The sequence below is a fragment of the Litoreibacter roseus genome (assembly GCF_009811795.1).
In the GTDB taxonomy this organism is placed as follows: domain Bacteria; phylum Pseudomonadota; class Alphaproteobacteria; order Rhodobacterales; family Rhodobacteraceae; genus Litoreibacter; species Litoreibacter roseus.
This window is the reverse complement of sequence record NZ_BLJE01000002.1, coordinates 1,268,389-1,281,942: the sequence shown is the minus strand read 5'-3', so window position 1 is coordinate 1,281,942 and position 13,554 is coordinate 1,268,389. Positions and strand designations below refer to the sequence as shown.

Annotated in this window: 16 protein-coding genes; 9 read left to right on the top strand and 7 right to left on the bottom strand. The window is 60.0% G+C overall.

The window, feature by feature from the left end:
- Positions 1-53: 53 nt before the first annotated feature.
- From KIN_RS13350 to KIN_RS13320, 7 genes are all read right to left on the bottom strand, one after another.
- Complete coding sequence (locus KIN_RS13350) at positions 54-575, bottom strand: PAS domain-containing protein (RefSeq protein ID WP_159807696.1); 522 nt, start codon at positions 573-575, stop codon at positions 54-56.
- An 89-nt stretch (positions 576-664) separates the two neighbouring features.
- Positions 665-1,405 carry an N-acetylmuramoyl-L-alanine amidase gene (locus KIN_RS13345; RefSeq protein WP_243144919.1) on the bottom strand — a complete coding sequence of 247 codons (741 nt, stop codon included), beginning with the start codon at positions 1,403-1,405 and terminating at the stop codon, positions 665-667.
- Entirely contained in the window at positions 1,360-2,052 is a 693-nt protein-coding gene (locus KIN_RS13340; RefSeq protein WP_159807694.1) for a hypothetical protein, read from the bottom strand. Before KIN_RS13340 ends, KIN_RS13345 begins: the two co-directional genes overlap by 46 nt.
- A gap of 36 nt (positions 2,053-2,088) precedes the next feature.
- Complete coding sequence (gene gatA / locus KIN_RS13335; RefSeq protein WP_159807692.1) at positions 2,089-3,576, bottom strand: Asp-tRNA(Asn)/Glu-tRNA(Gln) amidotransferase subunit GatA; 1,488 nt, start codon at positions 3,574-3,576, stop codon at positions 2,089-2,091.
- On the bottom strand, positions 3,573-3,860 hold the full coding sequence (gatC, locus tag KIN_RS13330) for an Asp-tRNA(Asn)/Glu-tRNA(Gln) amidotransferase subunit GatC (RefSeq protein ID WP_159807690.1): 288 nt from the start codon (positions 3,858-3,860) through the stop codon (positions 3,573-3,575). The genes gatA and gatC overlap by 4 nt, the downstream gene beginning before the upstream one ends.
- Positions 3,861-3,950: 90 nt before the next feature.
- Positions 3,951-4,598, bottom strand: a complete 648-nt coding sequence (locus KIN_RS13325) for a ceramidase domain-containing protein (protein ID WP_159807688.1) — start codon at positions 4,596-4,598, stop codon at positions 3,951-3,953.
- A 1-nt stretch (position 4,599) separates the two neighbouring features.
- Positions 4,600-5,058, bottom strand: coding sequence for a nucleoside deaminase (locus KIN_RS13320; RefSeq protein ID WP_159807686.1), 459 nt, complete (start codon positions 5,056-5,058; stop codon positions 4,600-4,602).
- Between the two features lie 75 nt (positions 5,059-5,133).
- Between KIN_RS13320 and KIN_RS13315 the strand changes: the two genes are divergently transcribed.
- The 9 genes from KIN_RS13315 to dtd all read left to right on the top strand — a co-directional run bounded on the left by KIN_RS13315 (position 5,134) and on the right by dtd (position 13,554).
- Positions 5,134-5,946, top strand: a complete 813-nt coding sequence (locus tag KIN_RS13315) for a pseudouridine synthase (protein ID WP_159807684.1) — start codon at positions 5,134-5,136, stop codon at positions 5,944-5,946.
- 68 nt (positions 5,947-6,014) lie between these two features.
- Positions 6,015-6,839, top strand: coding sequence for a TerC family protein (locus tag KIN_RS13310; RefSeq protein WP_159807682.1), 825 nt, complete (start codon positions 6,015-6,017; stop codon positions 6,837-6,839).
- A 153-nt stretch (positions 6,840-6,992) separates the two neighbouring features.
- Positions 6,993-7,850, top strand: a complete 858-nt coding sequence (locus KIN_RS13305) for a 5-bromo-4-chloroindolyl phosphate hydrolysis family protein (protein WP_159807680.1) — start codon at positions 6,993-6,995, stop codon at positions 7,848-7,850.
- A 10-nt stretch (positions 7,851-7,860) separates the two neighbouring features.
- Positions 7,861-9,042, top strand: coding sequence for a toxic anion resistance protein (locus KIN_RS13300; protein WP_159807678.1), 1,182 nt, complete (start codon positions 7,861-7,863; stop codon positions 9,040-9,042).
- 8 nt (positions 9,043-9,050) lie between these two features.
- Complete coding sequence (locus tag KIN_RS13295; protein WP_159807676.1) at positions 9,051-9,989, top strand: DUF2927 domain-containing protein; 939 nt, start codon at positions 9,051-9,053, stop codon at positions 9,987-9,989.
- A gap of 10 nt (positions 9,990-9,999) precedes the next feature.
- Positions 10,000-11,106, top strand: a complete 1,107-nt coding sequence (locus KIN_RS13290) for an SPFH domain-containing protein (protein ID WP_159807674.1) — start codon at positions 10,000-10,002, stop codon at positions 11,104-11,106.
- The gene (locus tag KIN_RS13285) at positions 11,103-12,197 is read left to right on the top strand and encodes a TFIIB-type zinc finger domain-containing protein (protein ID WP_159808071.1); all 1,095 of its coding nucleotides are present in this window, start codon (positions 11,103-11,105) and stop codon (positions 12,195-12,197) included. The genes KIN_RS13290 and KIN_RS13285 overlap by 4 nt, the downstream gene beginning before the upstream one ends.
- Positions 12,194-13,114 (top strand): carbohydrate kinase family protein, encoded by a 921-nt coding sequence (locus KIN_RS13280; protein WP_159807672.1) that lies wholly within the window; start codon positions 12,194-12,196, stop codon positions 13,112-13,114. The genes KIN_RS13285 and KIN_RS13280 overlap by 4 nt, the downstream gene beginning before the upstream one ends.
- Positions 13,111-13,554, top strand: coding sequence for a D-aminoacyl-tRNA deacylase (gene dtd, locus KIN_RS13275; protein ID WP_159807670.1), 444 nt, complete (start codon positions 13,111-13,113; stop codon positions 13,552-13,554). The genes KIN_RS13280 and dtd overlap by 4 nt, the downstream gene beginning before the upstream one ends.

The window sequence follows — 13,554 nt, the reverse complement described above, 5'->3', positions numbered from 1 at the left end:
CTGATCTAGGCCCGCAGGGATGTCAGGTCAATCGCAATGACTTTGGCGCTCGATCAATCCGGCTCGTCGCAAGATGACGGAATAACCGCATGGGCGCGTTCGCCCGCTTTCCAAGCTGTCGTCACATCACGCGAAATGGCCAGAAGGCGGTTGAAGCTGCTGCGGTCCTCCATGCTCATCGTATCGCCACCATAGAGCGGGGAGATCGTGATATCCCAAACCCGGAATTTACCTGTTGCTGTCGGACATGCTGCTGTCAACGTCCAACGGGAACCGCGTTTTGCACGGGACAATCCCATCCGGATCGTGTCCTGCACCCCTTCCGGCCATAGGGCGGCCCATTCGGACCCCCTGATGCTTTCGAAGTCAAAGTCGGTCAACTCAAGGGCGCATTTGCCTGCCGCGCTCATGAACAAGAGCTTTCCAGACAGATCCAGAAGTTTGACGCAATCCGGACTGTTGGCGACAAGCGCAACCGTAAGGTCATCGACGCCACCGGTTGTCTTTTTCAGTTCTTCCCCGTCGGCACGAAGTCGTTCCGCGTGCCGCGCGTCAATAGTCACTACCTCGTTCATTTGGTCCCTCGCACAATATCTGATGACCCAATTGATAGAATGGAGGAAATGACCAAGAAGCTAACGGCCGAGGAGGAAATCCTTAAACTTTAAACCAAAGCGGTGTAGCTGGTCCGATGTGGAAATGTCGACGCAAGAGCAGCTGCGAGTTTCATATCGGCAATTTCAAGGGCGCGCACCCGGGCCGCAGGTCGAAAGCGCAGTCGAAACGCATCCAGTATTATTTCAGTCTCAAGGTCTGTCTGGTACCCGAATGTGGACAGATCGCTCAGAAACCGTGCGGGATCTGGGGCGATCTCGGCGCAATTGGGGGACGGCCAGATTGACAAACCACCATGCGCCAATCTTTGCCAGTCGAACCGGGGGCCAGGGTCGATTTTGCGGCCCGGCGCAAGGTCAGAGTGGGCAATCACGTTCTGTGCCGGGATATCCCAGCGGCCCAGTATATCCGACAAAAGCTCTTCCAACGCATCCATCTGCGCAGCCGCAAAAGGCGTAAATCCAGTGTTGTCCAGCTCAATGCCGATTGAGCGGGAGTTCACATCCGCCACCCCGCCCCACGACCCCGCGCCCGCGTGCCAGGCCCGGCGCTGTTCCTCGACCAGTTGGCACACCGCGCCATCAGCATGGATCAAATAATGCGCCGACACTTGGGTTTCCGGATTGCAAAGCGTGCGTATGGCCGCATGACCACACTCCATCGCTGTGTAGTGCAAAACCACGAGGTCCGGGCGGCTACAACCTTTCCGCTCCCCATGATTTGGGGAGGGATGCCAAGCCGGTGTCAGTTGCGCACCGCTTGGCGGTAGACCGAAGGGTTCCAACCGCAAGCGTAGCCATCCCCGTCGGGATCAATCCCCTTGCGGTCACGCTGCGGACCGCCGCGCTTCAGGAAATCATCCTGCGCTGCATCGGCAGACCGATAAGCCGCGCACTGCCGCTCGAATTTAGCGCGGCTGGCCAGAGGGTTACGGGAATACTTGCGCTGACCCACCGAATGGCTGGTGGACAGGGCAAACTCGATGGGGGTCAGGGTCTTGCCGCTTGGACGGTTCGGCACGGCCTCTGGCTGAATAACCTTGTAATTCGCACTTTGCGCGGCGCGGCGCTGCGCATCGGACTCGATCGTCTGACGTTCGGAAACCGCGTCAAAATCCTGCTCGTCGGAGATACCGGGATTGTTGATATCAACCGAGGCGGTGCGGCGTGTCTGCGCAGGCTGGGTGCCGCGCACGGCCGCGACCGCGTCCGCCGCAGTCCGTTGCTCGACTGTCGTGACGGGCGCATTCGTTTGAACGCTGACAACCGGCGGGCGCACCGTGGTCCGGCCCGGACGGGACAGCTCCGCATCGCGCGCCTGTTGAGCCGTGCGGTAGCTGTCATAGTTGTCGAAGCCCACGCCGGACGCGCTGTTGGGCACCGGGGGGCTGCAGGCAACGAGGCCGCAAAGCGACAGGGTAATCAGGAAACCGCGCATATTTTTTGACCTTACTGCTCTCAAGACTCTGCTAGGCTACCACCACTTTTCGGGTTTCGCCACAAAACCGGCCGCCTGTTCCAACGCATATGCGTGATTGAGCAAATCCGCCTCTTCCCACGGGCGCCCGATCAGCTGCAGAGCAAGGGGCAATCCCTGATTGTCGACACCAGCAGGCACAGCGATACCGGGCAGACCCGCGAGGTTCACCGTTACGGTGAACACATCGTTGAGGTACATCTGAACCGGATCGGCATCGGTCATTTCCCCCAGTCCGAAGGCGGCAGAGGGTGTGGCAGGTGTCAGGATCGCATCGATCCCTTGTGCGAACACATCTTCGAAGTCCTTCTTGATCAGGGTCCGGACCTTGCGCGCGCGGTTGTAGTAGGCGTCGTAAAAGCCCGCGGACAGTACATAGGTTCCGATCATGACCCGCCGCTTGACCTCGTCGCCAAACCCTTCGGCACGGGTTTTCTCGTACATCTCGGTGATGCCGTCCCCTTGGCTCAACGCCGCGCGATGGCCAAACCGCACGCCGTCATAGCGCGCAAGGTTCGAGGACGCTTCAGCCGGGGCCACCACGTAATAAGCAGGCAGGGCGTATTTCGTATGGGGCAGCGAGATATCGACAAGCTCCGCGCCCGCATCACGCATCATCTCAGCGCCATCCGCCCAGAGCTTTTCGATCTCGCCGGGCATACCGTCCATGCGGTATTCTTTTGGCAGGCCGATCTTCTTGCCTTTGATATCACCCGTGAGTGCCGCTTCGAAATCCGGAACGGCCAGTTCGGCAGATGTGGAATCCTTCGGGTCGTGCCCAGCCATCGCCCCCAGCAGGATCGCAGCGTCGCGGACGGACTTGGTCATTGGCCCGGCCTGATCGAGCGAGCTCGCAAAGGCAACAATCCCCCAGCGGGAACACCGCCCGTAGGTGGGCTTCATCCCGGTGATGCCCACGAAAGCGGCAGGCTGACGGATCGAGCCGCCCGTATCCGTACCGGTCGCCCCAAGGCAAAGGTCAGCCGCCACTGCAGAGGCGGACCCGCCGGAAGACCCGCCCGGTGTCAATTGCGTGTTAGACCCGTCGCGCCGCCACGGGTTCACAACGTCCCCGTAAGTGGACGTCTCATTGGAGGAGCCCATGGCGAACTCGTCCATGTTCAGCTTGCCCAGCATGACCGCGCCGGCAGTCCAAAGCTGGCTGGTGATGGTGCTTTCATATTCGGGCTTGAACCCGTTCAGAATGGCGGAGGCTGCCTGTGACGGAACACCCTTGGTGCAAAACAGGTCTTTGATCCCCAGAGGGATGCCACACATGTCGGGCGCATCACCTTCTGCAATTCGCGTGTCGGCGGTATTCGCCTGATCCAGCGCAATCTCGGGCGTGTTATGGACAAACGCGTTGAGAAAGCGTGCGTTTTCGATCTCGGTCAGGCAGGATTGCGTGATCTCGGTGCTGGTAAAATCACCGCGCCGCATGCCATCGCGGGCCGCTGAGATCGTCAATTTGGACAGATCGCTCATTCGACCACCTTCGGCACTGCAAAAAACCCTTCCCGCGCATCCGGCGCGTTGGCCAGAACCGCCTCTTGCTGGCTGCCATCGGTCACGACATCTTCGCGCCGTTTCAACCGCATCGGCGTGACAGAGGTCATGGGCTCTACGCCCTCCACATCGACCTCGTTCAACTGCTCCATGAAATTCAGAATACCGTTCAATTCGCTTGCCAGAACAGGCAGATCGGCGTCATCCACCGCGATGCGGGCCAGCTTTGCCACGCGCCGGGCGGTCTCGGTATCGATGGACATCGGCAGTCTCCGTTTTGCACTGATCGCTCCAATACCGCTGCCCTTCGCCAGCTTCAAGCGCAACAGATGGGTGGCGACGCATCTTGTCGCTCAGGCCTGCGCGGTGCGCAGCACGTGCCGTCGATAAACCTCGATCATCCAGCTCAGCATAATCCCGTTCAAACAATGCCACAGGAAATGTGTCCCCAAGGGCACGGCGACGCAGAGCGGTTCATCTATGGTTCGCGCGGTCAGCGACACACACAGGATTGCGGCCCCAAGCAGAAGCCCATTCGACACTTGCGGCAGCTTAGAGCGCAGTGCGAGCGCATAGATGAAAATCAGCAGCGCCACAGGGGCGTAGCCGGACGAGCTGCCAAGACCAATTGCCTGAAAGACCGGCACGATCAACGCGGCAAACGGAAAGAACAGAACAGTCGCCCCGACAGCCCAGAGGGGGCGAAGACCAAAATAGCTGCGGTTGGCGAGATAGATATAGGTCAGCACAAAAAGACCGATCGGAACCACATCCGCAGTGGACGCCCAGATGGTTGCAAAGGTGTGGAACAAAAAGCTGCCAACGCCGATCGCGAAAAGAATGACGCACAGCACGCGGGCGGCAGGCAGTCCGGCGGTCCGCCGCCACATGATGACTGCCGCAATCAGGAAGGTCAGATTGGTCACGGCGTTCACCGGCTCCGCCCAGAAGGTCAGGTCCATCCGTTCGCAATAGCCGTCAATCTGGCGCGCCCAGTTCATATCAGCCCCCCTGACGGCGCAACGCGAAGAAATCCCGCAGAAGATGTTCGGCCTCCGCCGCACTCAACCCATCATAAACCTCTGGTACATGGTGGGACTGGGGATGGGAAAACACCCGTGCGCCATGGGCCACGCCGCCGGATTTCGGATCAGACGCGGCATAGTACACGCGGGCAATGCGGGCGGCGGCAATGGCACCTGCGCACATCGCACAGGGCTCCAATGTCACATAGAGGTCGCAACCATTCAGACGCTCATCCGCCAAGGCACGGCAAGCCGCGCGGATGGCCAAAAGCTCTGCGTGGGCGGATGGGTCGTGCAACTCTCGGGTCCGGTTTCCAGCGCGCGCCAAGACCTGCCCATCTGGCGCCACAATCACCGCGCCAACAGGCACTTCGCCGCGGTCACCCGCCGCCCGCGCCTCGTCCAAAGCCGCATCCATATGACTTGTAAACACCATGAAAGCCCCCTCGTTGCGGCGCGCCCGATGGATCAAGCCCTTTTCACGCCTGTGACAAAGCAGTAGGCCACTCTCATGTCAGATCAAACCTCAAAGCCCACCCCGCCCGGCGACCGGATCGCCAAGGTCCTCGCCCGTGCGGGCATCGCTTCGCGCCGCGGGGCGGAGGATATGATCGTAGCGGGCCGTGTGTCAGTCAACGGATCGCAAATCACCAGCCCCGCACTGAACGTCACCGAGACCGATGAGATCACCGTCGATGGCAAACCCGTTGGCCCGGCAGAGCGTCCAAGACTGTGGCGCTACTATAAGCCAATCGGGTTGGTCACGTCCGAGAAGGACGACAAGGGGCGCGATACAGTCTTCGCCGCCCTGCCTGAGACAATGCCCCGCGTGATGAGCGTCGGGCGGCTCGACATCAACTCTGAAGGTCTGCTGCTTCTGACGAACGACGGCGGGATAAAGCGAAAGCTCGAACTGCCCTCTACTGGCTGGCTGCGGCGGTATCGCGTGCGGGTGAACGGAACACCGTCCGAGACCACCATAGCGCCACTGAAACGCGGGATCGTGGCAGACGGCGAGCGATTCCAGCCGATGGAGATCTCGCTTGACCGCCAACAGGGCGCGAATGCGTGGCTGACCGTAGGGTTGCGCGAGGGCAAGAACCGGGAAATCCGTCGGGCGATGGATGAGATCGGCTTGAAAGTGAACCGCCTGATCCGCGTCAGCTACGGTCCGTTTCGGCTGGATGATCTGAAGCCCGGCGACGTCGACGAGATAAAGTCCCGCGTCATCCGCGATCAACTGGGGCTTCAGGGGCCAGACGAAAAACCGCGGCTCAAAAAGAAGCCCGCGCAGTCCCGCCGCAGAAACATGCCCCGAAAATAAAGCGGAACCTTGCCGAACGTCGCGCGTCCTGTATGTCAGAGGACATATAGATCAAGTGCGAGGGCAGCGTGGCCGAACTTCTGACAATCGAAAATCTGGGAAACCTGCTGATGCTCTGCTTCCTGCAGGCTGTGCTCGGGTTCGACAATCTGCTCTACATCTCAATCGAAAGCCAGCGCGCACCCGTCGCGCACCAGAAGGCGGTGCGGTTCTGGGGCATCATCCTCGCCGTGGCCCTTAGGATCATCCTGCTCTTTGCGATGGTCAGCCTGCTGGGCAAACTGACAGAGCCGTTTTTCGTGTTCAACTGGGAGGGTGTGATCACCGGAGGCGTCAATTTCGCAACCTGTGTCTTCGTCTTTGGCGGCATTTTCATCATGTACACAGCCGTCAAGGAAATTGCGCACATGCTGTCTATCGAACATCTCGGCCATGGCGTCGAGGCGAAACCGGGCAAATCTGCCGCGCAGGTTGTCCTGCTGATCGTCTTCATGAACCTCATCTTCAGCTTCGACTCCGTCCTCTCTGCTATTGCAATCACCGACGTCTTTCCCGTCTTGGCCGCAGCCATACTGCTGTCTGGGCTGGCGATGCTGCTTCTGGCGGATGGCGTCACGGCTTTTCTAGAGAAAAACCGCATGTACGAGGTTCTGGGCCTCTTCATCCTTTTGATCGTCGGCGTCGTGCTTCTGGGCGAGGCGGGCGTGGCCGCGTCCCATGCGGCCCATGACGACGACCTTGCCATCAAGATTTTCGGCTATCCACTTGTGCCGATGTCGAAATCGACCTTCTACTTTGCCGTCATCGTCCTCTTCGCCGTTGAAATCATCCAGTCCGGGTATCGCAGGAAACTGGACGCGGAACGCCGGGCAGCCCAAACGCCAACGCATTAGACCCCCGCCGTTGACCTAGCAATCACGGCGGTCTGACCATATCTTTGAGCGTATACATAATCGCGGGGGCGCAATGTCTACGAACGCCATTCGAAAGGTGTCATATGTCGTTTTGGTGGTGCTGATCGCACTGGCGTCCTTCGGGGCACTGTGATGGCGCAACAGTTTGGTGGACCGTTCAGCCCCGATGCGAAGGACGCGCCCTTGGCGAAAAAACGGCCGCAGGCCGGGCGCGCGCGCGCAAATCTGCTGTTCGTGGCAGCCCTCCCCCTGCTGTTTACGGCATTTGGCGGCGGTGCCGTCTCAACAATATCGTCCCTCACCGCCTTCGCATTGATCGTGGGCGCCGCGTGGCTCACACGCGAGGGGCTGGAGGCACAAGAGGCCTATGAGGCCCGAACCATTGCCCGCCGCCCTGCCCTGCCACGCAAAATATTCGGGTCTGTGTTTGTGGGCCTCGGCGTTGGATTGGCAACGTTCGACACAGGCCTGATTGACGGCATTCTCTATGGCATATTGGCAAGCGCTCTTCACCTGATCTCATTCGGGATTGACCCTTTGCGCAACAAGACCGCGACCGGCACTGACGCATATCAGACAGATCGCGTCGCGCGCGCCGTGGATGAGGCGGAGAAGCACTTGAGAGCCATGTCGGACGCGATCGAGCAAACCCGCGATCGCGTGATGATCGCACGGGTCGAGAAATTTCAGACAGCGGCGCGGGCGATGTTTCGCAGGGTGGAAAACGATCCCCGCGAACTCAGCGCGGCCCGGCGATACCTCAGCGTCTACCTTTTGGGCGCGCGCGATGCGACGTTCAAACTTGCAGATCTGCAGTCCCATGGTCGCGATCCGGCGGCGTCGAAGGCTTATCTTGCCCTTCTGGACGATCTGGAGGCCAATTTTACGGCCAAAACCCGCGCCTTTCTGGAAGACAATCGAACTGATCTTGATATTGAGATAGATGTGCTGCGAGACCGTCTGCGGCGCGAAGGTGTGCGCGTTAAATAGGAGTACCCGTATGTCCAAGACCGTTCGCGAAAAGGCGGAAGCCGCAGCCGTTGTCATTCAGGAAGCCCAAGAGATCGTCCTGAGCGAGCCCGAAGATCCTCCGGCACTGGCCGAAGCCGCGCCTGAGACGGCCGACGAAATCCGCAAGCGCATGGACGAGATTGACATAAGCGACACCAACTCCATCGTCGCCTTCGGCTCCAACGCACAGAGCAAATTGCAAGACGTCAGCCAAGCCATGCTGTCGGACGTGAAGAACAAGGATGTCGGCCCCGCCGGAAGCTCTCTGCGGGATATTGTCACGACGATCCGTGGGTTCTCGGTCAATGAAATGGACATGCGGCGCGAACGGTCTTGGTGGGAAAAGCTGGTGGGCCGCGCAGCACCCGCCGCCAAGCTGATGGCTCGCTTTGAGGATGTGCAGGAACAGATCGACCGGATCACCGATGAGCTGCTGACCCACGAGCACACCCTGCTCAAAGATATCAAATCGCTGGATGTTCTCTACGGACGCACATTGGAATTTTACCGCGAACTGGGTCTCTATATTTCGGCGGGTCAGGAAAAGCTTGCGGAGCTGGACACGCAGACGATCCCGGCGAAAGAGGCCGATCTCGCAGGGCAACCCGAAGACGAACAGGTCATGGCCGCGCAAGAATTGCGTGACCTGCGCGCCGCCCGGGATGACCTGGAACGCCGGGTTCACGATCTGCTTTTGACCCGGCAGGTCACGATGCAATCCCTGCCGTCGATACGACTGGTGCAGGAGAATGACAAAAGCCTTGTGATGAAAATCAACTCCACCTTGGTGAACACAGTCCCTTTGTGGGAGACGCAACTGGCACAGGCCCTGACAATCCAGCGCTCTGCCGAGGCCGCCACGGCCGTCCGCGCTGCGAACGATATGACGAACGATCTTCTGACCGCCAACGCCAAAAACCTGAAAGATGCCAACAGAACCGTACGCGAAGAGATGGAGCGCGGCGTGTTCGACATCACCTCCGTCAAGGCGGCCAACGAGGACCTGATCGCGACGATCAACGAGTCCCTTCAGATCGCCGACGAGGGCAAGCGCAAGCGTGAAGCGGCGGAAGCAGAACTGGCGCAGATGGAAACCCGGTTGCGGGACACCTTGGCCCAAGCCGGCGCGCGTGGCACACCGCAGGGCAAATCGATTGGTGAAAGCCTCTGACGATGACCATGTTTCGTAGAACCGGCGCTCTCAGCCTATGCGCTGCGCTGTTGGTGTCAGGCTGTGATCTCTTCCCGACCAGCCCCGTGCCCGCCCCGCGGGACGTCACGACTGTGCCGGAACCCAAACCGGAGCCGTCGCCGCGCAGTCAGGATCTGGCAGCCTATTACAGCAACGTCCAGCAACGGTTGCTGAGCCAAGGCCTGCTGCGGGTGGATGGCGGCGGGCCGGACACGCCCTTCAGCAAACGGCAGGTCGTCAACAATTTCGTCCGCATCGCCGCTTATAACGAATTCAGCCTGCTCAACGGCCAGTTGGTCGAAACTCCGTCCGCCAGTCTGATCAAGAGGTGGAGCGGACCGATCCGCATGCAGACCCATTTCGGTGAAACGGTCCCCGAAGATCGCAAAGCCAGCGATACCGATCTGATTGGCGGCTATGCTGCTCGTCTGGCCAACCTCACGGGACAGGACATCCGACCCACCGGCGCCAGCGGCAATTTTCACATCGCAGTTCTGGATGTCGACGCGCTGGAAGGGTTCGGACCAAAGCTGAAGACGCTCTTTCCCGGCTTATCGGAAGGCATAGTTTCACAGATAGCGACCATGCCACGCGACGTCTATTGCGCGGTTTACGTGTTTGAGATGCAGGGCCAGCCCAACACGCTCGGTTCGGCGATTGCTATTGTCCGGGCCGAGCATCCAGATCTGCTGCGCCAATCGTGTTATCACGAGGAAATCGCTCAGGGGCTCGGGCTCAACAATGACAGTGCGGTCGCGCGACCATCGATCTTCAACGATGACAACGAGTTTGCTCTCCTGACCCGCCACGACGAATTGCTGCTCGATATGCTCTACGACGAGCGGTTGCCGCTGGGCGCGAACCCGACACAGGTCCGGCAAGTGGCTGAAGTGCTGGCAGCGGAACTTTTGGACGGCGAAAGCTGAGGGGAAAGATATGGGTATTCTGGATTTTCTGACGGGCGAGTTTATCGACGTCATTCACTGGGTCGATGACACGCGGGACACCATGGTCTGGCGCTTTGAGAGGTATGACCATGCCATAAAATACGGCGCCAAGCTGACGGTTCGCGAAGGTCAGGCTGCCGTATTCGTCCACGAAGGCCAGCTTGCCGACGTCTTCACACCCGGTCTCTACATGCTCGAGACCAACAACATGCCGATCCTGACGACGCTGAACCACTGGGATCACGCTTTCCAGAGCCCCTTCAAATCTGAGATCTATTTCGTCAACACCACGCGGTTTACCGACCTCAAATGGGGCACGAAAAACCCGATCATGCTGCGGGATCCGGAGTTTGGCCCCCTGCGCCTGCGTGCCTTTGGTACCTACAGCGTGCGCGTCACCGATCCGGCCCTGTTCCTGACCGAGATCGTGGGCACAGACGGCGAATTTACGATGGACGAGATCAGCTTTCAGATCCGCAATGTCATCGTGCAAGAGTTTTCGCGCGCCATTGCTGGCTCCAACATTCCCGTTCTGGACATGGCCGCGAACACAGGCGATCTGGCCAAGCTGGTCGCAGATGCCATCGCGCCGACAGTGCAGGCTTACGGGCTAGCGATCCCAGAGTTCTACATCGAAAACATTTCGCTGCCAGAAGCTGTCGAAGCGGCCCTCGACAAGCGAACATCGACCGGCATCGCGGGCGACCTGAACAGATACACGCAATACTCTACGGCAGAAGCCATGACCGCTGCGGCGCAAGCCCCAGGCGGCAGCGGGATGGGCGAAGGCCTCGGAATGGGCATGGGCATGGCGATGGCCAACCAGATGGCGCATCAGATGGCCCCGCGACCCGGCCCTTGGGGCGCTGCACCGCCACCGCCGCCGCCCGTCGAACACGTCTGGCATCTGGCTGAAAACGGTCAAACGCACGGGCCGTATTCAAGGGCGGATCTGGGCCGCATGGCACAGGACGGCAAACTGACGCGTGAGACCCATGTCTGGACCGCCGGTCAGGATGGATGGCTGAAAGCGTCCCATGTGCGTGAACTGGCCCAGCTCTTCACTGTCATGCCGCCCCCACCGCCGCCCGCCTGACGCCTGTGCCATCCGATCAAGACCACCGGTTTCCTTGCGACACCTGCGGCTCTGACCTGCGATTTGCGCCGGATACGGGTCTATTGGTGTGCGATCACTGCGGAAACACAGAAGAGATCTCGGACGCAAATGCGACACCGATCCGCGAGCTGGATTTCGAGCGGATGGTCCGCCAGCAATTTAACCAGTCCGAGACAGAAGAAACCCGCGTGTCCTCCTGTCCCAATTGCGGGGCGGTGGTCGAATTCGACCCGACAGCCCATGCCGCCGAATGTCCGTTCTGTGCCACCCCCGTCGTCGCAGACACGGGGCCGCACCGTCACATCAAGCCCGCGGGTGTTGCGCCTTTCGAAATCACGGAAAGTGATGCGCGGGACGCGATGAACAACTGGCTGGGCAAGCTGTGGTTTGCGCCAAGCGGCCTGCAGGATTACGCTCGAAAAGGTCGGCGCCTCAGTGGCATCTACGTCCCCTATTGGACCTACGACGCGGACACACGGACCGCATATTCAGGCTTGCGCGGTGACACCTATTACGAGACCCGCCGGGTCATGGTCGATGGCGAGTCGCGCCAACGCAAAGTTGCGAAGACCCGCTGGCGCCCAAAATCCGGGCGGGTGGCGCGGGCGTTTGACGATATTCTTGTGAGTGCCACGCGCTCGTTGCCACAGCGCTACACGACCGATCTGGCCCCTTGGGAACTAGATAAGCTCAGCCCGTACGCGCCTGGCTTTCTGGCAGGCTTCCGGTCAGAGGCCTACACAATCCCTCTGGATGAGGCGTTCAAGACCGCCCGGGCGATTATGGATCGGCGCATCACACGTGACATCAAGTTTGACATCGGCGGTGACAAGCAGCGGATCCAGTCCGCGAAAACGGACATCAGCGACATCACCTTCAAACACGTCCTGCTGCCCGTCTGGATCGCAGCCTACAAATACCGCGGCAAAAGCTTCCGCTTCGTCGTGAACGGACAAACCGGAAAGGTTCGGGGCGAACGCCCGTGGTCCATTCTCAAGATTGCCATTGCTGTCATTTTCGCGTTGGGTGTCGCGGCAGCAATCGGATATTTCTCGGCGGAGGCACAATGATACTATGTTGCGGTGAAGCGCTGATCGACATGCTGCCCCGGACGACCGATTCCGGTGAGAATGCTTTCGCACCCCATGCGGGCGGCGCGGTGTTCAATACGGCGATCGCGCTTGGCAGGCTTGACGCCGATGCAGGGTTTTTCTGTGGCTTGTCCGACGATCTGTTCGGAACGCGATTGTCCGGCGCGTTGGCCGCCTCGAACGTCGATGACAGCTTTTGCCCAAGAAGCGATGCGCCCACGACACTGGCTTTTGTCACCTTGGAGGATGGTCAGGCGAAATACGCATTCTACGATGAAAACACGGCGCTCAGGCGTTTGTCCGTCGATGATCTGCCGGATCTGCCCGACACCGTCGAGGCCTTGTTTTTCGGAGGGATTTCTCTGGTTGGGGAGCCATGCGGGACGGCGTTTCAGACGTTGATGCAGCGCAGCAGCGAAACGAAAGTCACGATGTTCGACCCGAACATCCGTCCAAGCTTCATCACAGACGAGGCACAGTACCGGACCCGCATTCGGGATATGATGGCCCAGGCTGATATCGTGAAACTCAGCGACGAGGATCTCGCCTGGCTTGAGGGCGACGGCGCGCTGGCCGATCTGGCACATGGCATCATCGACCGCGGCACGCGGCTGGTGCTGATCACCGAAGGCGCAAAGGGGGCAACCGGATACACCGGCAGCGAACAGATCTTTGTGCCCGCGCGAAAGGTGGACGTGGTCGACACCGTTGGCGCCGGTGATACGTTCAATGCCGGTGTACTTGCTGGCTTGAAGCGGCAAAACCTCCTGACCAAGACAGCCATCGCGGGCCTTCAAGCCGATGATATCCGCGCCGTCCTCGACATGGGCATCCGCTGCGCTGCGGTGACGGTCTCACGGGCAGGTGCCAATCCACCGTGGTCGCGTGAACTTTGAGGGCGCTCGTTCAGCGCGTCAGCAGTGCAGGCGTCACCGTTGACGGCGAAACCATCGGAAAGATCGAAACGGGCCTTTTGATCCTGATCTGCGCAATGGATGGAGACGCCCCGGCCCAATGCGAAAAGCTGGCCGCCAAGATCGCGAAACTCAGAATATTCAAGGACGATGAAGGGCGCATGAACCGCTCACTTCTCGATATTTCAGGCGCAGCCCTTGTTGTGAGCCAGTTCACGCTCGCAGCCGATACATCTCGCGGCAACCGCCCCGGCTTTTCAACGGCCGCCAAACCGGAGGTGGGTGAGGCGCTTTATGAAGACTTCGTCGAAGCACTGCGCGGCCAAGGCATCCCGACCGAGACCGGTCAGTTCGGGGCCGACATGGCCGTGGATCTGGTGAATGACGGCCCGGTCACGATCTGGATGGACGACCGGGCCTAG